The following is a 25802-nucleotide window of genomic DNA, read 5'->3' as shown; positions in this document are numbered from 1 at the left end:
GGCCCTGCACTTTTCCTTGGCTTTAATCACTGTTCTTTTAAGAGCTCATCAATATTTGGAATTAAGGCTCTGAAAATCGACTTGAGCTTGTTTAGGTTTTCGGGGCTTCCGGCATAGACAGGAATAATATCGATGGGTCTTTCTCCATTTTCATCTTTTATTTCTGGATCGGCGCCATTAGCTAGCAATATTTCTAGCATTTCCAAGGACTCGGGATAAGGTACATTTCTATTTTTCTGAATCATTCCGTCTATGCAGTTGTCAAAGCTTTCACGTAGGGGGGCTCCAAAGTCAATGTTAATATCGGCCCCCTGTTCAATAAGGGATTTCAAGTTTTTAGGATTATCCGAATTGAGGGCCGAATATATGGGCCTTATTCCACGGTCATTCTTTCCATTGATATCTGCGCCAGCCTGGATCAAAATCAAGGCACCGCTCAAGTCTGATCTAAAAATACAGGAATTGAGATCTTTCCTGTTTTCCTGTGAAGTGAAGAGTTTAAATTTCAAGATTAAGTTTTTCGAAATCGAGGTCCATCAACAATTGAGTGAATTCATCACGGTTCAGGCTTTTGCTTGGCCTGTAATGCCAATGATGGTAGCCGTATTCTATATTGTACAAGTCCCTGGTTTGTTTAAATCCTAAGTTAATTACTGCTCGGATGAAACTATTAAAGACCTCCAGCGATTCGGTGTGTAATTGAATTTTTTTGTGTTCACATAACCTTAAGTTGGTTAATCCAATTGGGGAGTGAACTATTAATTCAACAAATCCATTTTCAAGGGTGTCGGATTGATGTTCTTTTAGGAAATCTAGGACCTCTTTCTTAGAGCAGAGAGCTTTGCCAGCCCATAATTCTGGAGTTCTCATTTCCCAATGCTCCATCATCTCAATCAATAATGAATCTACCGGTTCAATAAAATTGGCACATTTAAAAAATACTTCGATCAATCGACTATTGTCGACCACCATTTGGAATTCATAGACCCCATTTTCATCTTTAGTATAGGCCACAAATCCTTCCTTTATAAGCTCCGATTCAAAATCACCTTCCTCAGTACTAAAAGCAATGCCCTTTGGCGGGGTGAAGACTTGGGAGGGTGAATTCAAGCTGAAGGTATCGGTCCCTGGAAGTCTGAAGCTGTTTTCGGAAACTTTTATCGCTGCTTCTGGAATTTTGTAATCATCCCAATCATCAAGTCGCATCATCTCGATGACGGTAGGTTTTGAAATACCTTCTTTTTTGGCAGCGGCATAGATGTTTTCCAAAGCTACTCCGCATCTATGACCGTAGGAAAAATAGCTGCAAAAGCCTCCTGTAGAATCGTCTAGTTTTCCTTTGATTAAAAAATACCAGAATTGTAATTCGGTTTGATCCATGAAAGCAGCTTATAGGCTGGCTAATATTAAGACATTTTTCGGTCTATGCTGGGTGTCATACAATCAAGGTCCTTGAAAGGCGGTACGAAATCATCTGGACCTTTGGTCGATTGTTCTTTTCATTTTGGCTTGACCCAAAACGAAACAAAAGGTTAAGGCCCCTGAAAGGCGATTCCAATGGACCGCCGCTTCTTGGGGTGGGCCAGCTTATTGGTGTCTTTATTGTAATTGAAAGTTCTTTGCAGGGAGATTTCTTTGATACTTTTCTCTTGATAAAACCGAAGGCTTTTAGCCTGAGCTCTCAAATTCCATTGAAAATTAAAAAGACATTTGAAAAAGTATCCAAAAGATCAAGGAAGCTTGAAGGCGATTCGAAATTACCTGGACCTTCGGTCGGTTCTTTCGACCACAGAAGCTAGGGTTGCGTGTGGTTTAAACTTTGGTGGATGCGCATTGTGCTTCATTTTTTCTTGATAAAACCGAAGGCGCAGCCAGAGCTCACAAATCCCTTTGAATTTAATATAGATCATTTGTAAAACGAAGCAAAAAATCAAGGCCCCTGAAAGGCGATTCCCTTGGACCGCCGCTTCTTGGGGTGGGCCAGCCTGATTGATGTTTTTCTGTAGGATAGCAATTCTCCTTCAAGCGAATTTGAGTTCTGAGTACTACCCTGCGAACGCCTATCGCTGCTCAGGTGCCGTAAGCTCCGAAAAATGTTATGGAGTAGGGGCAATGTTTAGTGAAGGATTCGACTGAACTCTATCTGTATCGACTATAATCATTTGGAAGATCCGGCCTTTCCTCAGTGATAGTTCGGAGCTTCGCGGAATTGCGTCCGCCGCAGGCGGAAAGAGCATGAAGCGATAAGCGAAGAACGGTTTTGATGACTAAAAGGAATCAAAAATCACCTAGGGAAAGGCCTAGGGTTTTTCGATACTTTTTGGCCGATGCAAAAAGTATCACCCAAAACAAAAGGTCAAGGCCGCTGGGAGACGATTCCTATGGACCGCCGCTTCTTGGGTTGGGCCAGCTTATTGGTGACTTTATTGTAATTGAAAGTTCTTTGCAGGGAGATTTCTTTGATACTTTTCTCTTGATACAACCGAAGGCTTTTAGCCTGAGCTCTCAAATTCCATTGGAAGTTTAAGAGGCATTTGAAAAAGTATCCAAAAGATCAAGGAAGCTTGAAGGCGATTCGAAATTACCTGGACCTTCGGTCGGTTCTTTCGACCACAGAAGCTAGGGTTGGGCCAGGCATTTAGACAGTTATTAGCTCAAAGGGAAGTGAATCTATAACATTCATTTTTTTCTTGGAAACAACCCTTCGCTCTGTTATCGCTGCCAAGCTTCCGAAGGCTCCGAAATTAAAATTTGCACTTTGGAATATTGTTAAGTGCTGGAATCTTCCAGACACTATCTGAAGCAACTACCATTGCTTGGAAGATCCGGCCTTTCCTCAGTGATAGTTCGGAGCTTCGCGGAATTGCGTCCGCCGCAGGCGGAAAGAGCATGAAGCGATAAGCGAAGAACGGTTTTGATGACTAAAAGGAATCAAAAATCACCTTGGGAAAGGCCTAGGGTTTTTCGATACTTTTTGGCCGATGCAAAAAGTATCACCCAAAACAAAAGGTTAAGGCCGCTGGGAGACGATTCCTTTGGACCACCGCTTCTTGGGTCGGGCCAGCCTGATTGATATTTTTCTTTAGGGTGGCAATTCTCTTTAAAGCGAATTTGAGTTCTAAGTACTACCCTGCGAAGGGCTATCGCTGCTCAGGTGCCGGGAGCTCCGAATTATGGTTTTTAGAAGGAGTAATGTTTAGTGAAGGATTCTGCCGAATTCTGTAGCTTGTGGCTGCCATCATTTGGAAGATCCGGCTTTTCCTCAGTGATTCACCAATGTAGTGGCATTATTCCTTCATGAAACTCTGGATCTCCTTAATCGCCTCATTTGTTTTTTCTTCCTGAACGAAATGACCACAATCCAATTCTACCGTTTTGGTCTTTGGCAATCGTTCTTGCCATTTCTGTAGGTTTTCGAGGGTGATGAATTCATCTTTCCTTCCCCAGAGAATTAAAAATTCTTTGTTCGCTAAGGAATCAAACTGCTCCCATTGTTTTTGATACCACTCGGAGGAGCCCACCAAGGCTTTGGCTAGATTGAGTAAAGGGATTCTTGAGGTTTTATTTGGAAAGGGTTTGATGTAATGCTGGTGAACATCTTTCGAAAGATTGGATTTATCGGCAAATCCCTTTTTCAAAAGTACTTTCGGAGAGAAATTTAGATTGAGATAAAGGAATTTTCCTAGCCCACTGTTTATGGTCTTGTCAATTTTCTGGGCTTCCTCTTTATGGGCAGTAGCCCAAAGCCAAGTGTTGAATAGAACCACTTTTTTAATTCTTTCCGAATTGGCTATTCCAGCGGCTAAGCCAATAGGGCCACCAAAATCATGGACAACCAATGTGATGTTTTGAAGGTCTAATTTTTGGATAAACTCACTAAGGTTCTGCGCATGCCATTCGGGGGTTCCGGGTACCGAGTCGGGTTTTTCTGAAAGGCCAAAGCCTAAATGGTCTATAGCGATGCAGCGGTAGTCTTGAGAAAGTTCTTGGATGAAGTCTCGGTATAGGAAAGACCAGGTTGGAGTACCATGAACAAAAAGTATGATTTCCCCGCTGCCTTCATCTACATAATGCATAGTTCCCGCTTCTAATCGCAGAAATTTGTTTTCAAAAGGATAAAGAGTACTGTCTACCCAAGACTGGGAAAAAGCGTTGGTGTGCATACCGATTAAGATTAAAATGTTAAATACCTGTTTCATTGCTGATTAATTTGCAGCAAAGGTCAAGCGCATTTTAAATCTGATTTTTGGTATATACCAAGATTCTAAATCTTCACCGAATTGAAGAGTTTACTGAAGTTACTGGAGTCGATTCGGAGGTAGGAAGCCAGGTCTTTATGTGCCACTAAATTAAAGAGCTGTGGACTTCTTTGGGCAAAGGAGCTGAAGCGTTGATTTATATCAAATGCCATTAATTCATAATGACGCTGTACCATCCCGATTAATAGGAGTTCGGTGGCCTTTCTAAAGAGCGTTTCTATTTCCCTATGTTCTTGCATCAGCTCTTGGTGCTTTGCATAAGAAAGTCGGAGGAATGAACTTTCTGTAACCGTTTCCAAATAATACTTGGATGGGCTTTGGGTTAGGAAGGACTCCGGAATTCCACTTAAAGAAGGAGGGTAGGTAAAGGCGATTACATGCTTTTTATCTTCGTTGAGGTAATAAGATTGCTGAACTCCTTCCTGAACAAAATAGATATAGCGCTCTGTTTCCCCGGGAGCGGTTAGTATGGTTTTTTTAGGAGCTTGGTATGCCGTCCACTCCGATAGATAAGTTTCAAGAATAGCTTGATCTATGTGATGGATTTTATTGAAGAAGTCTTTCATGGTTTTCGATTGGATTGGCTCTCGCTGTTCCACTATCAGAAGCCAAGCTTTTCTTTGGGTTTTAGGTTTTTAAAGCTAAGTAATTATTTCAGCTTGGAGTTTTGGGGTATTGCTATTCTTTGAGATCATCTACTAGCTTTCAAGTTCATTTAATCTGCCGATAATTTTTCTTGATACAACCGAAGGCTTCTAGTCTGAGCTCTTAAATTCCTTAAATACTGTCGATACTTTTTTCTTGATACAACCGGAAGCGAAGCTGTAGCTCTCAAATTCCATTGAAAATTAAAAAGGCATTTGAAAAAGTATCCAAAAAATCAAGGAAGCTTGAAGGCGATTCGAAATTACCTGGACCTTCGGTCGGTTCTTTCGACCACAGAAGCTTGGGTTGTATGTGGTTCTAACCTTTAGTGGATGTGTATTGCGTTTCATTTTTTCTTGATAAAACCGAAGGCGCAGCCAGAGCTCACAAATTCCTTTGAATTTAATAGAGATCATTTGTAAAACGAAGCAAAAAATCAAGGCCCCTGAAAGGCGATTCCTTCGGACCGCCGCTTCTTGGGTCGGGCCAGCCTGATTGATGTTTTTCTGTAGGATAGCAATTCTCTTTAAAGCGAATTTGAGTCCTGAGTACTACCCTGCGAACGGCTATCGCTGCTCAGGTGCCACAAGCTCCGAGAGTTGTTTTGGAGTAGGGGCAATGTTTTGTGAAGGATTCTGCCGAATTATGGAGCTTGTAGCTGCCATCATTTGGAAGATACGGCCTTTCCTCAGTGATAGTTCGGAGCTTCGCGGAATTGCGTCTGCCGCAGGCGGAGAGAGCATGAAGCGAAAAGCGAAGAACGGTTTTGATGACTAAAAGGAATCAAAAATCGCCTTGGGAAAGGCCTAGGGTTTCCCGCCTACCGGAGCTGGAACAGCGGCGGGCAGGTTGGGTACTTTTTGGCCAATGCAAAAAGTATCAAAGAGCATTTTTTTGGAAATGAAGTATTGCTTTTTGGTTTGGGAGATACTTTTCTTGATACAACCGGAAGCGAAGCTGTAGCTCTCAAATTCCATTGAAAATTAAAAAGGCATTTGAAAAAGTATTCAAAAAATCAAGGCCCCTGAGAGGCGATTCCCTTGGACCGCCGCTTCTGGGGTCGGGCCAGCCTGATTGATGTTTTTCTGTAGGATAGCAATTCTCCTTAAAGCGAATTTGAGTCTTGAGTACAACCCTGCGAACGGCTATCGCTGCTCAGGTGCCACGAGCTCCGAAACAATGATTTAAGTAGGAGCAGTCAACAATGGCAGAGTTGACTCAAAAGATCGAGGTTCATCCCAATCAAATCAGTCAATGGAAACAGGAGTTAATGTATTTAACTCTTTTTAATTTTCATTTCGGACTCGGATAGTGCAGTTAGTTCGAAGTTCCTAATCATTTTACCATCAGATGAGAATATGGATAGCGTCCTGCTGGACTCATCAAATTTCCAAGTTCCTGGTACCATACTATGCGCGTCATTCGGAGATAAATACAACCATTGGCATTCTTGATTTTCCTCTAAAACCATCATAAACCTGTAGCGCGAGATTGGAAACTCCTTGTAGTCGCAGGGACGGAAAATATTGAAATCAATCGTGCTTTCTTCCCTAGAGTCTGTCCAGCAACCCAAAAGAATTTCAGTACTTAATTTTTCCTGAGCAATGGCCGTAGTCATGAAGAAGAGAAATAGAACTGAAAGTATTGGTCTCATAATTAAATAGGGCTTATGGGTCTTGTCAATTGAATTGTTTTAAATCAATCTTTATCGCTCATTTTTTATTGTGCATGATAGTCATCGGGGAATTTTAAAGCAAATGACTTCATTTTATCGCGACTGATTTTATTGGTTATTTCATAATTAGGATGTTTCAGAAACTGAATTAGTATGGGGTAATTATGTTGGTTGTTCACACTCTCCAATCCAGCGTCCTGGTTATTGAAAAGATTGAATAACCAATAGCTGTGACCCTCGTATCCAATTAGGTTTAGCGTAATGATTTCAAAATTTTTATCTCCATCAAAATCTCTCTCTTTTCGGTTGGAGCTCATTTTGTCTGCAAAAGAAATTTTTTGGAAACCAGTATCACTTTGCTGAAATAAGTAAATAACTCTAACATTCATTGCTGCTGTCCCACTACCCATATAGGCTGAAATTATTTTTATGTCCTGAAGTCCATCACCATTGATGTCGGCAACCCTTAAAGTGTCTAATCCATGGGGGACAAATGCCATGTTTTCAATCAACTTTTGAGTTTCTATGCCATTGCGGAAAATTCGAATGATTGAATTTTCCAACCAGTGATCGGTGAAGGAAGTTAATTGCAGGCTTAGAGTATCCCCATTTGTAAAGAACTGTGGAATGGTTAGAGTACTGTGAACTTTTCTTTCCTTTTCACTTTTGTCGAAAGTTTTCCAGTCGTTATAGTGCTCATATTTAGGAGTGGGGTATTTCTCAAAGGGATACTGCCCTTTGGCTGTCCATGATACTAAGGCTATCGCAGGGATTAATAAGAAATTCTTCATTTTATATCCAAATTTATTAGTTCGCCAATGAGTTAATATGCGCGCCGGAAAACCAATTTCCCTCAATATTTTTTAGCTGTCCAATATTTCGCTTCCTTTCAATATGGATTTTGCCTTGAGGAGAATAGGCAACGAAGTAGACAAGATCCCTAAAGCCATTTTCTTTGTTGCAATTTGGAGCCTGAAAAATGATAGTTCCATCTTCGTGGCATTCTATAAAATCAATTTGCTTAAAGATCGCAGTGTCGATAGAGCTGGTTTCTTTTGAGAAAGTTTTGACAATTCGGAAATGGGGATTTTTGCTATCCGATTTTAGATTTAAAGCGTTTATTGTATGGACCGCTTCATTGAAGGAGTCTACATTATTTTGAAAATCTATTTTACAATATTCTGATTGACAGCTGGATATAAAGAAGACAAGGAGAGCTATATGTATTGATTTCATAGATCCTTTATCTTTTATAATAATTGATGTAACCACTGAATTCTAATGCTCCGGAGGTCGTTTCAAAGTCAATTACTTTCTTGATTTGGTTTTTGTTCGTAAAAACTGTTTTCATTTTATTCGATTCAAGGAAAAGCCAGAGGCGATAAAGGTCGAAGCCCTTGTATTCTCCTTGTTCCCCAAAGTCAAAATCAATATAAACTTCATCATCCTGATAGCTAAGTCCAAAGCCATGGGGGAAGATTCTTAGGTTTTGGTCATTTTTAAATTTGTCTATCTCATATTGATTTCGACTCCAAAGCACCCAAAGAGTGCATGGCATTGGGGTCTTCATGCCCCAGAGACTTTTTAGATTAAGGACTACTTTTTCCTGAGCCTTATTAAAAGACTCTAAAAGATCGTAAAATGCTTCTGTTTCGATTTCAGATGGCTTTGATAAGGCGCTTATTGAAAGCCCGAACTTTTTTGCTAACTGAGAAATTTCATCAATTTCTTCTTCCCTTAAATAGATCCCAGATTCAGAGATCATATAGATCAGGTGCTCGCAGGCAAGACCTGGCTCATTATGTTCTATGAATTCTTTGATTATCCTCGGCCCCTCGATAATACCAGCTGAATCTATTTGAGTCTTTAGTGCCTCATTTTTGTTTATCAGGCTAATTAGTCTTTCAGACCATTCTTGAATTTTTTGGTTTGGATTATTTCGTCTAAAGAGTTTTAGCATTTTGAATTTAATCAGCTTAAAGGCTTTGTTAGTTCTTTATTTTTTTAGGTATCCAATTCTCGTCAAACTTCCTGGCTTCTAGCCCGATGTTTCCAAAGTCAAAAGTTACCGTGTTTCCTTCCGATTTAGAACTGAAGAAATTGTCCCAAATAAGTACAAAGCATATTAACAAGCCGGGGTCGCAGTCATCATTGGCTACTATTTTATAGTTGTCACCATTAAACCATGATACCGCCGCCTTGTCAAAATAGGCAACTTGCTGCTCATTTAGAAAAACGGATACTCGGCGTCCTTTGTGTCCATAAATCTCGTAGCGGTCTGGACCAAGCTGGCATGCAAAATGCATTTTCCAGATTTGCCGAGTTCTGAAAGTTAAAACATTGGGGTGCAATCCCGTGATACTATATTTAGCATTGAGCCAATTGAACTTCCTTTCAATTTTAGCTACCAGTGCACCTTCGGTATTGCTAAGTATAATTTCAGCTAGAAAAAGTCGAAAGAGGCTAACTCGAGCTTTATAAGAGAATTCCTGGTCAACATAGATGTTGTATCTATCGCCTATGGCAATCTGATGTTGGTTGATATCTATCGTCATATAATTAAACCCAGTGAGCTTTTAGAGGATTAGTTTAAATGGTCTTTCTAAAAGGGATTTACCACATTCTATATTCCTCAGTGATGTCAAGTCCTTCGGGGATCCTAAAGCCAGTTGATTGCACCACCTTTTCGATAAAAGCACATAAGTCTGCTCTTTCTGTAGACTCAATAAAGCCAGTGTTGCGGTTAAGCTTATTTATGGATTTCACCAATTTGGAAGTCTCCGTGTATATTTTACTTGCAGATTTTTTAGCCGTGTGTTCAGAAATTAAAGCGAGGTAGTTTTTCAAAAACTCGGTTAGTTCGTTTTTCTTAAGCTCATCTTTGCTGTCAATACTCCAACGATTCAGAAAACTAAGGTCTCCCGCTGCTTCAATCTTCTTTAGGTTTTCAGGACTTAGGTTTTTCTTTTGCTCCTTTATCGTTGCATTTAGCTTTATTTTCAGCTTCTCACTTTTTTCAAATTCACGTACGCGAATGAAATCAAGCTTGAAATCATCAAGAAAGGAAGTTTGAACTTTGTAGTCATCCATCCAGAATATCCAGTTATGTCTTTTAACACTACCGGGCATTGAGCTTGGTTCGGAAGTACTTTTTTCTTTAGGCTTGGTATTTAGTTTCCGTAGTACATCCTCTTGAGAATCCCCAATTTTCAAACCATGGACTCCTTCCAAGATATTAGACATTATCGTTATTTCCATCAGAATAATTTCCTCTTCCCTAAGCGGGCTAATGGATTTTGGTTCTCCAAATCCAGCGGGGTAAGCATAATTAGCACCTTTAAAGCCTAAGTAAAGCTCCTTTGATCGATTTGAAGCAGTGGCTGTCATGATCTCTCCTTTATGGTTTAAAAAGGGCTTCTCAGGGTATTTTACTTCAAAGTGTTTGATTAGCTGGATAAGATCCTTAGAGTGGTAGGAATGCCCAAAAAGGCTAATGAATCTTTTCATTTTCTAGGTGCTTGCAGGTTTTTGTGCTGGCTTTAGCTAATCTAGCTTGGTAGATGATTAATCCCAAGTAATTTTCGGTGATTCCAATGTATGGTAGTTTACATGGCGGGAATCCAGCTTGTTAGCAATCGTTCCTTATTCCGAATTTTTCTAGGGTTTCAAAATAGGTTTTAAGGGCTTTGGGATCATCATTGTAAAAGTCCTCCCAAAATGAATATTGAGTGGCTTCATATTTTGTATACGAAAAAGCTTCTAATTCAATGGTAGTCTCATTTTCTTCATTAAGCACTCTGCTATAGGAGTCTGGAATGTTAGTGAGATCAAGCTCAAACAATTCCATGGGGACAAATCCCGACGGTTGAAAGAAGTTGCTGCTATCAATATATTTCAGCAAAGCGGAATGATTTCCCCTTTTTATCCCTAATTGAATAGTCAAGAAATTATAGTTCTTTCCGATTTCGACCTTCCAATCCCTGTTTTCTTTAGCGTAATAGTCAAGAGCGGTCTGTTTTACACAGATTCCTCTGATAAGGCCGGATTTTCGCTTTTCAAACTCTTGCTCGAATTCCTGAATTAAGCCATCACTTAGAAGAGTTTTAATAAACTTCTTTAGCTGCTCCGGAGAAATCTTAGTGTAGTTGAAGCTTATTAACTCAGTGTAGGATTCGTTGCCAAGAAGTTTTGTGCATTCAACCGGATCCTGTTGATATAACCATTGCTCAAATTCGGAGACATCTTTTGCAGACCAGATAAATTCCAATAGGTAAGATTTGATTTCTTCCATCTTAATTGATTGCTAGGGAAGGCTTATTTAGCTTGCTAATCCTGCAGGCCCTGCCTTGCATGGATTGCTGTGACTAATTAGTATCTTTTTTTCCTTTTAAAATTCCCTTGTAGTCTTCAGATTCAGGCTTGTAAAATTCATATCGATTTGTCTGACCAATTTGCACTGCAATTCTACCGCAGTTTACACACTCATATAAGTGCTGAGTGGTATTAAAAACTTTGAGTAGGTCTAGAATCATGGAGGAATCCTTAATATCGGTCGGATACCCGGCTAGAAAATGGTCCTTTATCCACTGATGTCTTGTGCCGTTCTTAATTGCATCAATAAGAGAGTCGATATTATCTGTTAAGCTCTCTAAAAGCTCATCAACTTTGGTGTCCGGCATTAGGTGAGCTTTGTATTCAAGATCGTCTGTCTGGTCTACAATAATATGTCCGCACGTACATCTTAGTTTGCTCATTTCTATACTAATGATTGTGAAAATCTGGCTACAAGGTCTTAAAAAGTATGGGCTGTGGGATACGATTCCAGGTTATCACCTTTTAAGGGTGAGGAATAATAGGTTCCGGTGGAACCACAGCCTTTTTGATGATATTTACTTGCATCGGGAATTCCTCCTTCATCAAGCTCCCAGCTGGTATTGAATTTAAACTGGGTAGTATCTAGCTTATTCTCAAGTATTCTTGATCCATGATTCACTAATTCCCAGCGATACCTGCCATTATTCCAGCAAACTCCAATCTCATCACTGATCGGATCAATTTCACTAATGTCAACCTTCACATAGTTGCTGTCCGGAAGGGTGGTATGAATTCCATTTACTATATACCGTATATCGTCTTTAGTTAGGATGCTTACTGATTGGGATTTGTCGCTTGGCTGCAACACAAAATGCTCAATAGTTTCAAGATTGTCAGGGCCTATCATGCAGGAGTTCAATAAAATGAATACTGAAACTGTGTTAATCTTTGTCCATTTCATTTGCAATAGGCGCAATAAGTTAAGTTGGAGCTGAGCATTAATGTTAATTACAGTTTTTCTATTTCTGCCTTCAAATCTTTAATTGCCGTTCTTTTCTGTTCTCTGTAGCCGAGAACAATTGCCATGAAAGGCAGGGTTAAAATAATGGATCCAATTATAAATCTCTTCCAAAGAAATGACCAATCATTATTTTCTTGAATGACTATCTGGTCAATAATGCCAAAAGCCCACAAGCCCATAATTACAATGAGCATTGTTAAACCGAAAGAATTCATTTTCGTACGAAGGGTCACTTTTAGCTTATCATCTGTTTGATCAATGGTTCCCTGAATAACAGGGTAGAAGGCCATAATCCAGGGAGAAAGTTTCCAAATTCGAAATTGTCCCGTTGAGACATTACCATGATAGCTATGAAAGTCGAGCTGAAAAAAGGTTTTCAAATGACCTAAAAACCAATCCCTTTTGTTGAAGCGAATTAAGCTTTTAAGCCCCTCGCTTATTTTGGCTGAAGATGGCATTTTTGAGTTATTCAGTATTAGGGCAGTGAGTCGCAGCGTAGCACAAGATATAGGCTAGGGGATAAGCATACTAATTCTTGTATACTCAACTCCTTTTTTTAGTGTTCCAATCCCTTTGGAGCATTGCATATATAATGTCATCCACCCACTTACCCTTAAAAAATAAGCTCTCAATAAAATGGGCTTCTTTCCTGAAGCCTATCCGCTCTACCAAGCGAATAGAGTTTGTATTAGCAGGATCAATTGAGGTGCTTATTCGGTGTTTATCTAATTCAGTAAATAAGTAGTCCATCACTTTTTCTACTGATTCAGTGGCAAATCCTCGGTTTTGATACTCTTTGTTTAATGTGCAGCCAATTTCGACTTGCTTGTTTTCAGGGTCCATGAAGTGAATCCCTATATCACCCACAATTGCCTCTGTTTTTTTGTCGATGATTACCAGTTGAAACCAGGTTTCAGGGACATTAATTTCTTTTGGGTTCTTGGCAATGAAGGATTCAACCTCTTCAATGGTCTCTGGAATCCACCCTTGATATTTATTAATTTCCTTGTTCCGGCGGTATTCGAATATTTCGTTTTTATCCTCAATCGAGATAGGTCTAATTAGTAATCGATCGGTTTCTAATAGCATGGGTTTTTCTTTTGAATCAGTTTAAAATTCCAGCAAATTTTAGGGTGCAAATTAGGCATTCGACTTTGGAAGTATTTATTAGCTCTTTGCACCCCTAAGCGCGTAACCTTCTTAAGAAAAAGGGAATGAAAGCAGCTCTTTTTTTACTTTTTTTAGCCTAGGGTTTTTCTCGGAAAATTTTCTTGTTCCTTGGCTTAGTATGCGATAAGTGAGATACCATACTGTGGTTTTTACTTAGTTTTTATTCGTTTTTTGAGCTTTTTTCAAAACAAGGTTAACAACGGCACTAACAGTGTGGCTATTTATTCCTTTTTTCCGGCAATAGTCACTTCTAAGCCAATCTTGAATTGATTTTGAGCCCTTGCTTGAGTTACATGAGATGCAACAACGAGCGATATTATCGGTATCATTAATTCTTATGTCATTAATAATGTGCTCCCAAGATGGACTGTCTTTTCGAGAGTTGTTTTCACTTGAGAATAATACACCACAGTAGATGCATTTAGTGTCCCGTTTCTTTACAAGTTCTTCTACATCCTTTGGGATCTTCCAGCGATTTGCCATATAATTTCAATTCAAAGGTTTACTGTTTAATTAATGTATAGACTTGCAGCTTGCTTTAGGTGCAAAGAAACTTGTTGACTACTGGCCGGTAGGTTTTCTCGTTTTGGTCTAAGCGCCTGCCGGGGAGCGTGTTAATTCAATTTTTCAATTAGTTCTTTTAGTTCGGCTTTGGAGCTTGGACTAAAGTCAATGTGAACCTTATTCTTTGTTTGGGTATTGATGGTGGTTTCAAAGACATAAGGTGATTCGTCCATCACAGACACGGCGATAATTTTTAAACTCTTTCCAATGGGGATGTTTTTAAAAGCTATCTTATCCTTCTTCTCCGACCAATAATACTCTTCCATAATGCTATTAATGTCCGTGAAGACGGCGTAGATAATGGCAGCATTCACAGAGTCGTTCTTGATACTAATTTCCACATCTCTTTTAGGTCTAGGGTCCTGATACCACCGGTCACAATTTATCCAGCCAAAGTTTAAAAGAGATATAGATTGGTATGTTTCTTTGAAAACCTCTAATCCAAACTCTTTACTTGTAGAGGTGGTATCATAAATTGTAAGGTCCATTTGTAGATCCTCATCATAATACCTAAAAGGAAGCGATGTTGGATTAGTTCCTACCGAGGCAGGGGTGTCGATAGCATTGCTTATAAATTTGCGGTTCGTTGGTTTCCAGTTCATTTGACCTAAGCTGTCTCTTGCTCCGGTGAAGAATTCCATTTCTTCATCTGTCTGTTTTGGAAATTCTACTTCAAGGCTTTCGCCTGACTTTATTTTGAGTTGATTTCCGTCAGAAGTCATATTCAAATAATAGGCACCTCCTGAAACAAGGATTTGCCCATCCGAAACAGTTTGAGTGTTATGCAAGAGCATGCTCGAATTGTTGTTAAGTTCCAATAGTTCTATCTGGATCTTTTCACCAAGAGGAGAGCCGTTAATGGTTTGAAGCTGAGTGGGGTCAAGATGAATAATTGTCCCTTTAGCCCCTTTTATTATTGCTGTGCTGTCAGAGGGGGCAAATAGAATTTGTGGCTTATCTGCAATTTCATCAAACAGTTGATTGACTTGCTTCAATTCCTGAAGAGGATCTACTTGTGCAGTTTTATCCAATTCATTAGTGCAGCTGATCAATAGGGCGGCCAAAAGGGAAAGGATGCCAGTTTTTTGTATCATGTTCGTTCTTTATTCGTAAATACATTCATTTCTCACATGGATCCCCTTCGATTCTAATTTGCTTTTCATTTCCAACCAAGTTCTGTTTCTCAAGGTTCCTGCTCGATGTAATTTGTGTTTCAATTACATCCATTTAGAATTTTATTAAGAGGTACAATAGTTTGGCTAATGGAATGTCCCAGTCAAACAATTAGAACTGCGAGAGTTAAAGGGGTTGTAAGGAAACGAAAGCTTTCTCTTGCAATCGCCACTGCTATATCGGGGTGGGAGTAAATCCGCCTTGCGTTTTGTTTGTTGGTGGCCCCTCTTATTTTACTTTCAATGAGTTCATGATTTGCTTCGCGGTTGGAGTCCATTCTTCAATACTCTTTTTGGTACAGTTAAAAGTGCAAAGGAGCAATTTGCCACCTTGGTCGGTGAAAAAGATGAGGTTATAAATTTCGGTATCCATCGCGGGCGTTACTAATTCAATGTAGCCAACTTTTCTGCCATTAATGGTCTTAAGGCCACTGTCTTTCCATTTAGCCGTTGGATACAGGTTTTTAAAGGTCTTAACGAAATTGTCTTTATAAGCGGGAATTAGCTCTTGACTAGCTTGGTTTTGGGTGTGGTTTAGAGCTACATTTATTTCGCCGCTTTCGTTAGAGTACACTAAAGTTGGTCTCCTGTCTGAGGGATATTTCAACTTCATTAATTCATCAGACATGATTTCAAAGTCCTTGGGCATTTTGATCTCTACTTTGCCGTTTAGCAGTGACTTTGTTTCTAAAACAACTGTTGAAGTAAAGGCACTTGTAATTGCGATTGTCAAAATGGCCAGTGCGATGGTTTTGATTCTACTCATGGTTTTTGTTTAATTGATATCGAGGCTCAGGCAATAGAGTTCAAGGAATTGCGAAGCCAAGAAGCATGGGTTTTAGATTAATTAAGGGTTGTCAATATCGGGAAGAATAAGCCAAGAGCCAAGCATTTATATGCTGAAGCTTAGCAAATGTCCTGGGATTTATTCTTTTTCCCAGTTTTCAATTTGCTCATAGTTGATTTCATACTCAACTATCTTTCCTTTAGCCAAATACTCCTTCTCAAAGACTATTAGCTCCTTCTCAAATTTCAGTGGCCTGATATAACCTTTATCAGCTTTTGAAATTTTGGCGAACTTTCTTGTTTTCAAGTCTATTAATGTCAAAGCCGTGATCGGTCCTTTTTGATAGTCAGTGGTTAGCCACTCTTGCAGTGCTAAGTACCTTGATTCAGGGTGCCATTTAAATTCAAATCCAAAAATTCTATTGTTAATCAAGTCCCCGTCCAAAATCAATTTATAGTAATTCGGTCCGAATCTGATTTCTCCTTCAAAAACGAAGTCAAAACTGTGAACTTTTCCAGGTGATTTATAGGCTCCTATTTTTTTATCCATTTTAAGGCACTACAGCCGTTTTAGCTTTGAGAGCTAGGGTATTTATTAGTACTTAATTTGGCCCTATCAATTATTCTCATTAAGGGTGTTTTTATTCCCACCATTGAATTTTCAGTCTGGGCTTAGCTGCTGTGAAATCGTATTCTGAGCCATCCCCAAATGTTGTCCAACCATTTTCAAGGTATTTTTCATTTCCTATCATTTCACCATCACCTTGGTCAAAGTCGAATGTGAATGGAAGTCGATAATCACCCCAAATGCATTTTTTTAGGTTTCCCGAATTATAAGACTTCCACGTGCCCACATAGGTGCGGTTATAGTAACCGTCTGAATATTCGGAACTTTCGTCAAGTTTGATTTCTTTTCTTTGGTGATCAATAACAATCGAGCATTCAAATGTGCCCTTGAATATTCCTGCATGATTTTGTGTGCTGTCTTCATAGAGCTCGTACTCTGCAAAAAGTGTAGCCTGGTCGGGGAATCCATGTTCCCCTTTAATTTCAAGTATTTTGAGAATATTCACACTGCCCTTGAAGTCACAGATATTTCCTGAAACATTGGATTTACCACGGATACTAAACTCTAATTTGCCTTCTTTTCGTTTTGTGTCAGAAATATGAAACCTTATTCTTTTGTAATCCAATCCGATAATTCCATTTTGTTGAGAATTGCCAGTGTTGAATAATGAGTCGGTGTCAAATTTATACTGGACTAATTGGTCAGTTATATCGACAGATATTTTCGAAAGCCTTTCTGTTTGAAGTCTGAAATACTCATTACTAAAATCAGCTTGATTAGCATCGAAGTTCTCACAAAGGTGTCCATTGTAATAGGGGTCAAAATGTGCTTCGTGATTTTTTGCTAGTCTGCACTTTTCTGCATTGCAAAATTTGGATTCCTGAGCAAAGGAATTTGCAGAGCACAGAATCATTAAAAGGACTAGTATTCTTGTCATAATTTAAGTATTAACAAGGCTGTCGAGTGTTTCATTTTATTATTTCAATCCATTCTTTAGCTAGATCCTCAACATAGTCTTCGAATATCACCACCTTTTTAAAGGTGTGAAAGGTATATTCAGGTTGATTTTCCATGAATTCCACATTTTCAAAGCAATGGTCATGAGAGAAAAGAAATACTTTTTTGGTCTTAGGGTCGTACATCGTTAAAGCCCCATTTGCTTCATTAGCAAATGCAAGAAGGGTAGAATAGTCAATCTGATGTTTCCCTTCTTCCTCGCACATTGTTGGATAATAATTAACATAATCTCCAATTCCTCTGGAACATTCGGAAGCGATAAACATGAAGTTCTGATTATTGGAACAGGAATTCTCAGGTGGATTAAATGACTCTCGGATCCCACCAATATTTTGTAGCAGGAGATGATGTTCTTGGATTAGCTCACATTTAAATTCCTGTTCCGCTTCTTGCTGATTCAGCCAGCCGCAAACCTTTCCATCAAGCGTATCCCAAGCGAATAAGATGTAGTTTATAGTATCAATACTTAAGAAAGTTGCTCTTGACTTTAAAATCAACTTAGTGAGATTAGGGAAAGTGCCCTTGAATTCCTCGCTCAATCGTATTTCTTTTTGTTTTTGAAATTCGATTTTAGAATCAGGACTCAGGAACCAATTGACTTCAGACTTAAATACTTTAAAGTCTTTATTTATTTTGAATATACCCATTCAATTGAAGGTTTGCTCGCGGATAAGATTTCCTAAGTGATGGCAGGAGCTCATGCATTTTAAGCATTGTTGACAAGGCTTAAAAATTCATGCTTTATTCTTATCACTTTCTTTCTTCCATTCAATGTATGCAAATGCAAATGAGGTTAGACCTGCTGCAACTGCAATTCCGTGGTAGGATAGCATGAAATTATCATCGCTCAGTCCTAAATAAAGCAGGACTAAGCCGGAAATCAAATAGGTTCTAAGCTTTTTATTCATAGTTCTTTTTAGTTGGATTTTAGTTTGGAGTTCGATTAAAGGCACCTAGTCCTATATTTATTAGCCGGCTTCTTGTCGCCAAAAGTCAATGATTTTGTCATTTTCGATTTTGAAACCGTAAACAACCATAGATTCTGTACACCAATTGGGTTCTACAAGAAAGGTGTTGTAAACATTCAGTCTAAATGCGCATTTCTCAGCGTCAAAACTCACAGCAATTTTGTCTTTACAAATCTCGGGGTCCGTGTAATCCTTAGGGGCTATATTAAAATGATACTCTTGTTCGAACTGCTTGTTTGCGCTTAGTGAATCTAAGCTGATGTCGGCTAGAAACTCACTTAAATATTCGGGTGTTAAGTCGACCGATATTGAAGTTTCTTGAACCTTATTAGGATAAGGCACATTTCGCATTGAATCTAGTTGGGAAAAGAAATCAGCATGAAGGTCTTCGTCTTTGAGTTTCAAGAAATCTTCAATTTTCACTGTACAAGTCGTGGAAGGAATAAGCTCTGAATCTTTTCCGATTGACTCTTCATATTTTCCTCTCAGATCTTGATCAGGTTCAGGAACAAGCTCCATTCTGTCGGAGCTAAGGGGCCTTTCTTCTACCTCTGTATTAGCACATCCTAAAATGGTCAGAACAGTCAGTAGGGAAATCAGGTTCTTCATTTTTTAATTCGGTTCTATACCAAGGCCTTTTTTAAAAAGTACACAATAGTTCTCCTCAGCACTACCGTAAAATTTCTCGTAATCAGTAAGCTTTTTTAGATAGGCGTCAAGATCTTGGTTTGTAAAGGTGCTTTCCTGTTTTAGGCTGTTGTATTTAATTGGAAAGTTGTCTTTGTTTGGGTTTCTTGTGTGAAAGTACAGGGCATCGTACTCACTTTTGTAATCCTGTAGAACGGCAAAAAGTTGAAAGTCCTTTTTAAGCTTTTTAGTTTCTTCTTCCAGAAGTTGAAAGTGCCGGAATAGTTTGTCGAGATGAGGTTTTCGTTTCTTGAAACTATTGTTCCCAAGCCCATTCCAGTCAAAGTGTAAATGCCAGTAGTCAAACCACGCGTTTGGATCTTCTAGATCAAACCAAGTTAACTTTTTGAGGTCGTTCTCGGTTTCAAGTCTTTGGTAATACTTTTTAAGTCCTCGTGGTTTCTTCATTTTAAGATGGGCCTTAACAATTTGGCAATGCTTAATGTACCAAGAAAGCATTGCGTACGGGTTTTGTACAATTAAAGAATTCATAATTAATGTCTTCGTAAAGATCATTTGAAGAAATTCCTGTGCCCCAAGTTCCCATAAGTGTTTTTCAATATTGATTAGCAGGCATAGTATAGGAAGTCTTGCCTGTAGAGATGTGGATATGATTTGATATTCAGTGTTAGCTGTATTTTAGTCTAACTCCATTTCTTGTACTCCCATAAGCTTTGCCCATTCGCTCACTGCAAGTGGTTTCCATTGGGGATCAGTAAAGGTTTCGTAGAAGTATTTATAAAGACCATCATTCAGGAAAATCAGGGCCCCATCATTACCACCATTAATCAAATAAATTCTTTCGTCTTTTTTTTGTTTCGCCAATTCAGAGTTTACTATCTCAGCTAATCTTTGAACGGCCTCTCCCCATCCATAGCCTCTAGTAAAGTTTTTGAAAATCACATATTCAGTGCCGTTTAGGGTAATTCTATGATTGAGCCATTGATTATCACTGTCCCATTCCTCGTAGTGGTTTTCAATACTTAGTTTGAATCCTATTTTCTTGAAGGTCAAATCCATTTCTTCCAAGATGCCTGTAAAACCACCTTGTTCAAAAACGTACTCTCCATCACAGAAGTAATATCTATAATCAAGAGGCAAATTAGTTTCATCATCCCAAATTCCTCCCCAGGCACCTTCAGGGTCAAAACTTTCTAAATGACTTTTCTTCAGCCTTTCAATATTCTCTGGATCGGCGTATTTGAAATAACCCAATGATTCTATAGTTTCTACGAAATCCTTTGCTCTTACTTCCGAAGATACTTTCGATACATCCTTGGCATTGGCGGATGTACTTATGGGCTTGGAGGAATTTAAAATTGCGCCGAGTCCAATTATCAAAATACTAAGTACTGCTGTTTTCATCTTCTCTAATTATAAGTTGGGCTTTATGTAAGGTGCTTGTTGCTAATGGTATGTGGGTGTAATTTGATCTGCATAGTTATTTTTTAATTCAAGATGTATTTGTCTTATTAGCCGAAGGGTATCAATGTCTAAGTCAATAAGCTTGGTTCTAAAAGTCAAATCGAAGGGGTCGGTCTGAATCGTAAATTGATCCAACTTATCTGTCAAGCTTCTAAGTAGATCAGAAAGAATCCTACTTGGATTAGGGCTCGCTTTTATCCTTGGCCCTAAGAAAAGCCATTTTCTAGCCTTTATGTCAATGTCTTTTTCCGGACGTTCGGATCTAATGGAAAAACTACTGCCAAGCTCTATCCTGGGTTTTGTTATTTGAAAACGATAATAAAGGTCTGCGGAGTCCTTAAATTCATAGCATTCTGCTTTATATCCAATGGAGCTAATTACTCTTTTTTCAACTTTAGCGTCAATCTCAGTCGCGAATTGATGTATTGTATTTTCAAGTCTTTTCCAGTCCACGAGTCTTTATTAGGTCCAAGGCTTTGCATAGGGCTTGTTGCTGTTTAGCTACGCTGATTTTCAATTCGAAGCAATCCGGTTTCCCGGAAACAAAATAGCTAGGGAGCGATAACCTTGCTTGTTGGTAGCTAGGAATGCTGGGAGCCTTTCACCTGCTTAAAGCTATATGCTGTGTTGGGCACCGTATTTATTTTTCATTTACCTTCTTGAAATTCTCTATTCCTTACTTCCCATTTCAGTTTGTCAATCTCAAAGTGTTTCTTGAATTCGCCAAGCATTTGTTCGTATTCGGCTAACTCAAATTCAAGGGGTTCCATTTTATCAAACCATTCAACTGTGGAACCTATTTTCTGCGGTTCAAACTCTTCAGTTCGATCAAGCCCAATTTTATTCCATCTAACTGTCGTACCAGTGTTTTCAATTTCAGCGTCAATCAGCATGCAAGAAAAATCAGAATCGTCAGGACACATTAAAATGGGGCAGATTACTTTTTGTCCCTTGTCAGGTAATATTCTGTTCCAAACGACTTCACGCTCCTTTTCAATTTCCATCCAAAACAAAAGGGTCGGGACTGTTCCCTTGTACATATTACCTGGATAGAGTTCTTCAAGGTTTTCGTCAAGCCAATAAGCGTCCACTTGAAAATTCAAGTAGTCATCATAGATTTCATAGTCACTTTTGTCCAGTATGCCTTTTATCGAATTCATTTTCGCTTTTTAATAAGGAGTCCCAAGGGTTTGGCTATACGCAGTATCCTGCAGGGTATTGCGTAGAGTTGTTGTTAGCTGCATTTTTGCTTTATGAATTCTTCTTTGTTTTCCCGAATGAACACGATTTGTAAACTGTCCAAATTTTCAGCTTTTTCCAATTCATAAAATTTGTGGTCAAAATCGTTCAGAGGGTTGTCTTCATAAGATTCACTAAAGCTTTCAATTGTTCCATCATCCTTTGAATCAAGTTCAGCCTTAATATCTGAATAAGTCTTATTTGCTTTTTCGACTAATTCAGCCAATTTTTCAGCACCAATATACTCCAGCCCGTCTTTTGCCATTTCTGAAAACTGTCCACTAGAGTTATAATAGAATTGATTAAATCCCCCGTTATTGACTTCCGCTTGTAGCATCCATATTGAAAAGATTGCTTGTTGCCCTTTCGTCAGTTTTGAGATTTTGTCTTTGGTGTATTGTTCACCTTCTTCAAAAATGGTTTCTATGTTATCAAAAATGGTTTGTAGCAATTTATAATCTTCCGTGGTATCAATAATTTCAGAGGTTAAAGTCGTATAGATTCTTCTGCTGTTGAACTCTTCAAACGATTTGTCGATTGAATCCTGCATTTCTTGGTCTATTGCAGATTTCGAATCAGTTTTTTTGTCCGATTTACACCCCAAAAAGCTAAAAAGGCCCATAATTATCATTCCGATTAGGTTTGTTCGTTTCATTTAATCCAATACAGCTAAGGTTTAGTACTGGTTTCCGTGGCTGAATTGAGGTAGTAGAATTTCGTTTTTTTCCACGGGGTTCATCTTGCTTAATGATGGGGTTTTTACGAAGAACCTAAGCCTTGAAAACCACAAAGCAGGTCCACCGCAACCAAAGCTGGCTTTGAAGCGAAATCCCTGCTTGTCCGCAGGTAGGCTTGTTGGTAGCGGTTTCTATTTTTCCCATTTCATTTTGACTTTGATGTCAATCGGACAAGTCAGAACATGAGATATATCGGAACTCAGTAGTTCAGGTTTTTTAGACTTTACTATGTCTGTCGCTAGGGGATTCAGTTCTTCCTTATTTGTCGGGTGTTCAATTTCAGTCGAGTAGAATTCGTTAGGATTGTAATTCAATTTCCCTACTGACACGGTTCCATCTTGGACTAGAAGAATTTCTGTGCCAGAGTCGACATATGGTTTGGTCTCACCATTTGCGTTTATTTTGATTTCTGTAAGGTCGTCAAGTTTCATTTCTAAATAGGTGCTTATTTTCTGGTTAAACTGCGTGCCAGTGCAGTTTAGCATTTGAAAGCAAATGTTTTATTCTTTGGTTGTACATTATTGGTTCGATACAAAGGACAATTGGAAGATACTCTATAAGTGATTCTGCACCACTATTTTGTATAGCAATTAGATAGCTAATACCAATTATCAGCCAAATGATGGAAGGCAAATCAAAAGCTATTTTAGTCTTATTATTTTTTAGCAGAACAAAATTTGTTGAATTGATTACCATGCTCAAGATCCCAAATACAAGTGCAGTACTAATCGTTAATTCAATTCCTGATTTTCCCAATTCTGTCCAGGTTTTTAAATAGGGCAGAGACCTTAAGGTTTCAAATACCGCAAAAGCAATTAGAATTAGCAGGCCCGCTTGTAGGAAATAATATGTTCTGAGTTTTGACTTCATTAATATTTGCTAGCCACCGTTTTTATTTAGGCTTTTTCAACTTACCCAGACTGAAACTATTTCTTTCTCAAGCCATTTCCCATTAATCCATTCATATATCGTCATCTCACCACCACCACAAAATCCTCCACAGATGACACCAGTCTGGACAACAGCTAAATCGAAGGTTTCGTTAAATATGGGTTTACTTATCGAGAAATATCCGTTCACGCATAGAGAGTCGAGGATTTCAAAAAAATCCGTTCCCTTAGTTTTACTCTGATTCTCAAATTTTTCAAAGTCGTACTCGGTAATTATTTGAAGCTTACCAGCTAATTCTGGACTTATTTTGAAGTCCTTAAATTTTTCTTTTTGAATTTTGAGGTGAATGGAATCTCTAATGTCCAGATAGGTGTTTAAGATTTGGTCAAATTGCTTATACCTACGGAGTTCAATTGCTCTAGGCTTTTCTGAAATGCAACTTGGAAACCTAGGGAATTTCTGTTCCCTTTCTAAAATCTGGTTGATTAGCTCCCTGGTTTTTAAAGAGTCAGTTTCACGAAGTTGTACTTCATGATTGTCGAGTTCTGATTTGCAGCTAAATGTCGAGATCAGAACTATAATTGGAATCAGAAATTTCATTTTTTCAAATGGCGGCTAAGGGTTTGCACAGGGCTTCTGGCGTTCTAGTTAGGCTTATTTTCAATTCAAAGCTTTTTTCTTTCCACTGAAGCCTAATGGCCTTTTAACCGGAATAAGCTTTAAATAGGTTCTCAATTCTAATTATTGCTTCAATCTTATTTTCCAGGCAAAATCTATACTAATCAGATGTTCATATTGGAATTTGTCGGTCATTTCAGGGCGAAAGAAAGTGGGTCGATAAATTAGTCCGAGATTAAAGTGTTTACCGAGCTGAAAATAGGCAGGGAAAATGAATCCTAGTGCAATGCTGCTTTTCTTAACTGCTTCTCTGGTTGGCGGCGGCGGGTCAAATCGATCAAAATATTTGAAATCCCATATGTTTTTTGTGTAGGCGAAGCCATAGCCTAGTGAAAAACGGCCAAGTTTATGGTTGTTCGAAAAGCTAGCATAACTTGAGCTCATCAGTTCAAGTTCACCACTTAGGTCCACTGCCGCAGGTAAGGGGACAAAAAAGTCTGATACCCAGGATATTCCGATAGTGAAAAATTGCCTTTGGGAATGGTAATAGTCGAGGCCCAAGTTTAAGCCCCAAAAACCGGTATTTGTTTTAGCTCCTTCATTTTCAGGCTTAAGAAGGAATGAGTTAAGATGAGGCAGGGAAAGTGTTAGGTCTATTTCCCCTTTAGATTTACCTTGAATGTAGTTGCTGTAGCTGATCAATGTATCGGTGACGTTTATATAGATTCTATGCGCATAAGTATAGCGCTTGGGCGTGTTTTTGTCGACGAGCATTCCAATGCCTCCATTAGCGATTAGGTTGCTCCAATATCTATAGGAGTGCTTGGCTTCAATTTCTATGGTTTTGCTTAAGCTATCTGTGGAGACAGTAAGCTGCAAGGGCTCATTTTTTCTTTCAACCTGCAAAATAGCCTTATTGTCAATCGTGTTGAGGGTATCCTGCTTGCACACAATCTGAATCGCTTCGGTGCTGTAAAAAGTGATGTTCGTATGCGATTCGTTGAAAATTGTAGCACAAGAAGTCAGTAAAAGTAATGCAGTAACTAGGGATAGAGCCTTTTTCATTTTGGAGTAAATAAGGGTCTGAATAGGTCGGCTTTTCATAGGCTTTCGCTTTACTTGGTCCCCGTTTTTAGTTCAGCGTAAACATCAATGCCGTATCCATGAAAAAAATTCTATTGCAATGCTAAGTTTCAAAAGTTTCATTTTGAACTGAGCGAAATCAAGGATTTGGCTGGGCTACATTGAAATGCGAACCTTAATGCTTCTCGTGTTTCTGAATCAATTTAATATTTTCTTTCTCTATCAAAGTCAAGTCGTTATTGACATTGTCAAACCTGGGTGCGTACCAACTTTGTGTTTTAAAATAATTTCGCCATTTGTCGGTTTTAAAAATGTAGCCATGAGCTGCATAAATCTCATTTCTCATGGTGGCTAAATCAATTTTAGATTTATCCTTAAGGTCTGAGTCCGAAAGTAATTTAATGGAAGTAAAAAAATACTCACGTCTTGTGTCAATTTGCTTTCTATCCAATTTAATTACCTCGCCGTTATTTTTAATTCTGTAGGTTTCTATGGATATTTCCAATTTTACTAAGGAGTCAGTATCGCAGTCTTTTTGTGCCTTGACCTTATCGACGACTATTAAAATCGAATCAGAAATGTATTCGCAATATTTTTCATTTTGATCACTACAGTCTGCGAAAAAATGCTCGAAATCCTTAAGCTTTCCTAAAACATTACCCTCATAATCAAAAATCCGTAGTTTGCTGGATTCACATCCGCCTCCTGCTGTGCATATAACTTTACAGGTCAAACCAATCATGTTTGGTTTGCGAAGGATGATTTTATCAGCATATCCGGACGGTGCGATATCAGGATGCAGGTCAACGTCAAAATATTTTCTTAATTGAACACTGTCTATCTCAGTTCCTTCTTTACCGTATTTTGAAATTAGCTTGTCAAAATCATTGCTTTGGCCTTGCACGATTCCCCAGGAAATTAGAATCGTAAAAATCAGTATTACTTTCATAAGGTTTTAATTGC

General features: G+C 38.7%; 32 protein-coding genes. All 32 read right to left on the bottom strand.

Going from position 1 to position 25802, the window contains the following annotated elements; genetic code table 11:
* Window positions 1–26: 26 nt before the first annotated feature.
* The 32 genes from H4K34_RS04800 to H4K34_RS04645 all read right to left on the bottom strand — a co-directional run bounded on the left by H4K34_RS04800 (window position 27) and on the right by H4K34_RS04645 (window position 25788).
* Window positions 27–509, bottom strand: coding sequence for an ankyrin repeat domain-containing protein (locus H4K34_RS04800; protein WP_210759687.1), 483 nt, complete (start codon window positions 507–509; stop codon window positions 27–29).
* Window positions 499–1380, bottom strand: coding sequence for a hypothetical protein (locus tag H4K34_RS04795; protein ID WP_210759686.1), 882 nt, complete (start codon window positions 1378–1380; stop codon window positions 499–501). The genes H4K34_RS04800 and H4K34_RS04795 overlap by 11 nt, the downstream gene beginning before the upstream one ends.
* A 1907-nt stretch (window positions 1381–3287) precedes the next feature.
* A complete protein-coding gene (locus H4K34_RS04790; RefSeq protein WP_210759685.1) occupies window positions 3288–4199 on the bottom strand; it encodes an alpha/beta fold hydrolase in 912 nt (303 codons plus the stop codon).
* Window positions 4200–4264: 65 nt separating this feature from the next.
* A complete protein-coding gene (locus H4K34_RS04785) occupies window positions 4265–4825 on the bottom strand; it encodes a Crp/Fnr family transcriptional regulator (protein ID WP_210759684.1) in 561 nt (186 codons plus the stop codon).
* A 1355-nt stretch (window positions 4826–6180) separates the two neighbouring features.
* Window positions 6181–6558 (bottom strand): hypothetical protein, encoded by a 378-nt coding sequence (locus H4K34_RS04780; RefSeq protein WP_210759683.1) that lies wholly within the window; start codon window positions 6556–6558, stop codon window positions 6181–6183.
* A gap of 65 nt (window positions 6559–6623) precedes the next feature.
* Window positions 6624–7370, bottom strand: coding sequence for a hypothetical protein (locus H4K34_RS04775; RefSeq protein WP_210759682.1), 747 nt, complete (start codon window positions 7368–7370; stop codon window positions 6624–6626).
* Window positions 7371–7386: 16 nt separating this feature from the next.
* Entirely contained in the window at window positions 7387–7815 is a 429-nt protein-coding gene (locus tag H4K34_RS04770) for a hypothetical protein (RefSeq protein ID WP_210759681.1), read from the bottom strand.
* 7 nt (window positions 7816–7822) lie between these two features.
* Window positions 7823–8539: a MafI family immunity protein gene (locus H4K34_RS04765; RefSeq protein WP_210759680.1), complete on the bottom strand. Its 717-nt coding sequence runs from the start codon at window positions 8537–8539 to the stop codon at window positions 7823–7825.
* 28 nt (window positions 8540–8567) lie between these two features.
* Window positions 8568–9134 (bottom strand): LURP-one-related/scramblase family protein, encoded by a 567-nt coding sequence (locus tag H4K34_RS04760; protein WP_210759679.1) that lies wholly within the window; start codon window positions 9132–9134, stop codon window positions 8568–8570.
* Window positions 9135–9192: 58 nt separating this feature from the next.
* Window positions 9193–10086, bottom strand: coding sequence for a hypothetical protein (locus H4K34_RS04755; protein WP_210759678.1), 894 nt, complete (start codon window positions 10084–10086; stop codon window positions 9193–9195).
* A gap of 121 nt (window positions 10087–10207) precedes the next feature.
* Entirely contained in the window at window positions 10208–10870 is a 663-nt protein-coding gene (locus H4K34_RS04750; protein WP_210759677.1) for a hypothetical protein, read from the bottom strand.
* Between the two features lie 73 nt (window positions 10871–10943).
* Complete coding sequence (locus tag H4K34_RS04745) at window positions 10944–11258, bottom strand: hypothetical protein (RefSeq protein ID WP_210759676.1); 315 nt, start codon at window positions 11256–11258, stop codon at window positions 10944–10946.
* Window positions 11259–11371: 113 nt separating this feature from the next.
* Window positions 11372–11854, bottom strand: a complete 483-nt coding sequence (locus H4K34_RS04740; RefSeq protein ID WP_210759675.1) for a hypothetical protein — start codon at window positions 11852–11854, stop codon at window positions 11372–11374.
* Window positions 11855–11901: 47 nt separating this feature from the next.
* Window positions 11902–12372, bottom strand: a complete 471-nt coding sequence (locus H4K34_RS04735; protein ID WP_210759674.1) for a hypothetical protein — start codon at window positions 12370–12372, stop codon at window positions 11902–11904.
* A gap of 85 nt (window positions 12373–12457) precedes the next feature.
* Window positions 12458–13003 (bottom strand): GNAT family N-acetyltransferase, encoded by a 546-nt coding sequence (locus H4K34_RS04730; protein WP_210759673.1) that lies wholly within the window; start codon window positions 13001–13003, stop codon window positions 12458–12460.
* Window positions 13004–13237: 234 nt separating this feature from the next.
* Window positions 13238–13567, bottom strand: a complete 330-nt coding sequence (locus H4K34_RS04725; protein ID WP_210759672.1) for an HNH endonuclease — start codon at window positions 13565–13567, stop codon at window positions 13238–13240.
* A gap of 131 nt (window positions 13568–13698) precedes the next feature.
* Entirely contained in the window at window positions 13699–14679 is a 981-nt protein-coding gene (locus H4K34_RS04720; RefSeq protein WP_210759671.1) for a hypothetical protein, read from the bottom strand.
* A gap of 370 nt (window positions 14680–15049) precedes the next feature.
* The gene (locus tag H4K34_RS04715) at window positions 15050–15586 is read right to left on the bottom strand and encodes a hypothetical protein (RefSeq protein WP_210759670.1); all 537 of its coding nucleotides are present in this window, start codon (window positions 15584–15586) and stop codon (window positions 15050–15052) included.
* A 159-nt stretch (window positions 15587–15745) separates the two neighbouring features.
* On the bottom strand, window positions 15746–16156 hold the full coding sequence (locus H4K34_RS04710; RefSeq protein WP_210759669.1) for a hypothetical protein: 411 nt from the start codon (window positions 16154–16156) through the stop codon (window positions 15746–15748).
* A 91-nt stretch (window positions 16157–16247) separates the two neighbouring features.
* Entirely contained in the window at window positions 16248–17111 is an 864-nt protein-coding gene (locus H4K34_RS04705; protein ID WP_210759668.1) for a hypothetical protein, read from the bottom strand.
* Window positions 17112–17142: 31 nt separating this feature from the next.
* A complete protein-coding gene (locus H4K34_RS04700; protein ID WP_210759667.1) occupies window positions 17143–17838 on the bottom strand; it encodes a hypothetical protein in 696 nt (231 codons plus the stop codon).
* Window positions 17839–17925: 87 nt separating this feature from the next.
* Window positions 17926–18099 carry a hypothetical protein gene (locus H4K34_RS04695; RefSeq protein WP_210759666.1) on the bottom strand — a complete coding sequence of 58 codons (174 nt, stop codon included), beginning with the start codon at window positions 18097–18099 and terminating at the stop codon, window positions 17926–17928.
* Between the two features lie 60 nt (window positions 18100–18159).
* Window positions 18160–18768 carry a hypothetical protein gene (locus H4K34_RS04690; protein WP_210759665.1) on the bottom strand — a complete coding sequence of 203 codons (609 nt, stop codon included), beginning with the start codon at window positions 18766–18768 and terminating at the stop codon, window positions 18160–18162.
* A gap of 3 nt (window positions 18769–18771) precedes the next feature.
* Window positions 18772–19338 carry a hypothetical protein gene (locus H4K34_RS04685; RefSeq protein WP_210759664.1) on the bottom strand — a complete coding sequence of 189 codons (567 nt, stop codon included), beginning with the start codon at window positions 19336–19338 and terminating at the stop codon, window positions 18772–18774.
* Between the two features lie 147 nt (window positions 19339–19485).
* The gene (locus tag H4K34_RS04680; RefSeq protein WP_210759663.1) at window positions 19486–20211 is read right to left on the bottom strand and encodes a hypothetical protein; all 726 of its coding nucleotides are present in this window, start codon (window positions 20209–20211) and stop codon (window positions 19486–19488) included.
* Window positions 20212–20253: 42 nt separating this feature from the next.
* Window positions 20254–20724 (bottom strand): hypothetical protein, encoded by a 471-nt coding sequence (locus H4K34_RS04675; protein WP_210759662.1) that lies wholly within the window; start codon window positions 20722–20724, stop codon window positions 20254–20256.
* A gap of 194 nt (window positions 20725–20918) precedes the next feature.
* Complete coding sequence (locus H4K34_RS04670; protein WP_210759661.1) at window positions 20919–21431, bottom strand: hypothetical protein; 513 nt, start codon at window positions 21429–21431, stop codon at window positions 20919–20921.
* 74 nt (window positions 21432–21505) lie between these two features.
* Entirely contained in the window at window positions 21506–22165 is a 660-nt protein-coding gene (locus tag H4K34_RS04665; RefSeq protein ID WP_210759660.1) for a DMP19 family protein, read from the bottom strand.
* Between the two features lie 538 nt (window positions 22166–22703).
* Complete coding sequence (locus H4K34_RS04660) at window positions 22704–23117, bottom strand: hypothetical protein (RefSeq protein WP_210759659.1); 414 nt, start codon at window positions 23115–23117, stop codon at window positions 22704–22706.
* A 36-nt stretch (window positions 23118–23153) separates the two neighbouring features.
* Window positions 23154–23738, bottom strand: coding sequence for a hypothetical protein (locus H4K34_RS04655; RefSeq protein WP_210759658.1), 585 nt, complete (start codon window positions 23736–23738; stop codon window positions 23154–23156).
* A gap of 141 nt (window positions 23739–23879) precedes the next feature.
* On the bottom strand, window positions 23880–24860 hold the full coding sequence (locus H4K34_RS04650) for a hypothetical protein (RefSeq protein WP_210759657.1): 981 nt from the start codon (window positions 24858–24860) through the stop codon (window positions 23880–23882).
* Window positions 24861–25014: 154 nt separating this feature from the next.
* Window positions 25015–25788: a YARHG domain-containing protein gene (locus tag H4K34_RS04645; protein WP_210759656.1), complete on the bottom strand. Its 774-nt coding sequence runs from the start codon at window positions 25786–25788 to the stop codon at window positions 25015–25017.
* Window positions 25789–25802: the final 14 nt, after the last annotated feature.

The sequence above is a fragment of the Croceimicrobium hydrocarbonivorans genome (assembly GCF_014524565.1).
GTDB classification, from domain to species: Bacteria; Bacteroidota; Bacteroidia; order Flavobacteriales; family Schleiferiaceae; genus Croceimicrobium; species Croceimicrobium hydrocarbonivorans.
This window is presented reverse-complemented; position numbering and strand designations above follow the sequence as displayed.

What these genes read in the sequence shown, in the direction of transcription:
- H4K34_RS04795 (WP_210759686.1), bottom strand. Translation starts at nt 1,380, where the DNA reads ATGGATCAAACCGAATTACAATTCTGGTATTTTTTAATCAAAGGAAAA.
- H4K34_RS04790 (WP_210759685.1), bottom strand. Translation starts at nt 4,199, where the DNA reads ATGAAACAGGTATTTAACATTTTAATCTTAATCGGTATGCACACCAAC.
- H4K34_RS04785 (WP_210759684.1), bottom strand. Translation starts at nt 4,825, where the DNA reads ATGAAAGACTTCTTCAATAAAATCCATCACATAGATCAAGCTATTCTT.
- H4K34_RS04780 (WP_210759683.1), bottom strand. Translation starts at nt 6,558, where the DNA reads ATGAGACCAATACTTTCAGTTCTATTTCTCTTCTTCATGACTACGGCC.
- H4K34_RS04775 (WP_210759682.1), bottom strand. Translation starts at nt 7,370, where the DNA reads ATGAAGAATTTCTTATTAATCCCTGCGATAGCCTTAGTATCATGGACA.
- H4K34_RS04770 (WP_210759681.1), bottom strand. Translation starts at nt 7,815, where the DNA reads ATGAAATCAATACATATAGCTCTCCTTGTCTTCTTTATATCCAGCTGT.
- H4K34_RS04765 (WP_210759680.1), bottom strand. Translation starts at nt 8,539, where the DNA reads ATGCTAAAACTCTTTAGACGAAATAATCCAAACCAAAAAATTCAAGAA.
- H4K34_RS04760 (WP_210759679.1), bottom strand. Translation starts at nt 9,134, where the DNA reads ATGACGATAGATATCAACCAACATCAGATTGCCATAGGCGATAGATAC.
- H4K34_RS04755 (WP_210759678.1), bottom strand. Translation starts at nt 10,086, where the DNA reads ATGAAAAGATTCATTAGCCTTTTTGGGCATTCCTACCACTCTAAGGAT.
- H4K34_RS04750 (WP_210759677.1), bottom strand. Translation starts at nt 10,870, where the DNA reads ATGGAAGAAATCAAATCTTACCTATTGGAATTTATCTGGTCTGCAAAA.
- H4K34_RS04745 (WP_210759676.1), bottom strand. Translation starts at nt 11,258, where the DNA reads ATGCCGGACACCAAAGTTGATGAGCTTTTAGAGAGCTTAACAGATAAT.
- H4K34_RS04740 (WP_210759675.1), bottom strand. Translation starts at nt 11,854, where the DNA reads ATGAAATGGACAAAGATTAACACAGTTTCAGTATTCATTTTATTGAAC.
- H4K34_RS04735 (WP_210759674.1), bottom strand. Translation starts at nt 12,372, where the DNA reads ATGCCATCTTCAGCCAAAATAAGCGAGGGGCTTAAAAGCTTAATTCGC.
- H4K34_RS04730 (WP_210759673.1), bottom strand. Translation starts at nt 13,003, where the DNA reads ATGCTATTAGAAACCGATCGATTACTAATTAGACCTATCTCGATTGAG.
- H4K34_RS04725 (WP_210759672.1), bottom strand. Translation starts at nt 13,567, where the DNA reads ATGGCAAATCGCTGGAAGATCCCAAAGGATGTAGAAGAACTTGTAAAG.
- H4K34_RS04715 (WP_210759670.1), bottom strand. Translation starts at nt 15,586, where the DNA reads ATGAGTAGAATCAAAACCATCGCACTGGCCATTTTGACAATCGCAATT.
- H4K34_RS04710 (WP_210759669.1), bottom strand. Translation starts at nt 16,156, where the DNA reads ATGGATAAAAAAATAGGAGCCTATAAATCACCTGGAAAAGTTCACAGT.
- H4K34_RS04705 (WP_210759668.1), bottom strand. Translation starts at nt 17,111, where the DNA reads ATGACAAGAATACTAGTCCTTTTAATGATTCTGTGCTCTGCAAATTCC.
- H4K34_RS04700 (WP_210759667.1), bottom strand. Translation starts at nt 17,838, where the DNA reads ATGGGTATATTCAAAATAAATAAAGACTTTAAAGTATTTAAGTCTGAA.
- H4K34_RS04695 (WP_210759666.1), bottom strand. Translation starts at nt 18,099, where the DNA reads ATGAATAAAAAGCTTAGAACCTATTTGATTTCCGGCTTAGTCCTGCTT.
- H4K34_RS04690 (WP_210759665.1), bottom strand. Translation starts at nt 18,768, where the DNA reads ATGAAGAACCTGATTTCCCTACTGACTGTTCTGACCATTTTAGGATGT.
- H4K34_RS04685 (WP_210759664.1), bottom strand. Translation starts at nt 19,338, where the DNA reads ATGAATTCTTTAATTGTACAAAACCCGTACGCAATGCTTTCTTGGTAC.
- H4K34_RS04680 (WP_210759663.1), bottom strand. Translation starts at nt 20,211, where the DNA reads ATGAAAACAGCAGTACTTAGTATTTTGATAATTGGACTCGGCGCAATT.
- H4K34_RS04670 (WP_210759661.1), bottom strand. Translation starts at nt 21,431, where the DNA reads ATGAATTCGATAAAAGGCATACTGGACAAAAGTGACTATGAAATCTAT.
- H4K34_RS04665 (WP_210759660.1), bottom strand. Translation starts at nt 22,165, where the DNA reads ATGAAACGAACAAACCTAATCGGAATGATAATTATGGGCCTTTTTAGC.
- H4K34_RS04660 (WP_210759659.1), bottom strand. Translation starts at nt 23,117, where the DNA reads ATGAAGTCAAAACTCAGAACATATTATTTCCTACAAGCGGGCCTGCTA.
- H4K34_RS04655 (WP_210759658.1), bottom strand. Translation starts at nt 23,738, where the DNA reads ATGAAATTTCTGATTCCAATTATAGTTCTGATCTCGACATTTAGCTGC.
- H4K34_RS04650 (WP_210759657.1), bottom strand. Translation starts at nt 24,860, where the DNA reads ATGAAAAGCCGACCTATTCAGACCCTTATTTACTCCAAAATGAAAAAG.
- H4K34_RS04645 (WP_210759656.1), bottom strand. Translation starts at nt 25,788, where the DNA reads ATGAAAGTAATACTGATTTTTACGATTCTAATTTCCTGGGGAATCGTG.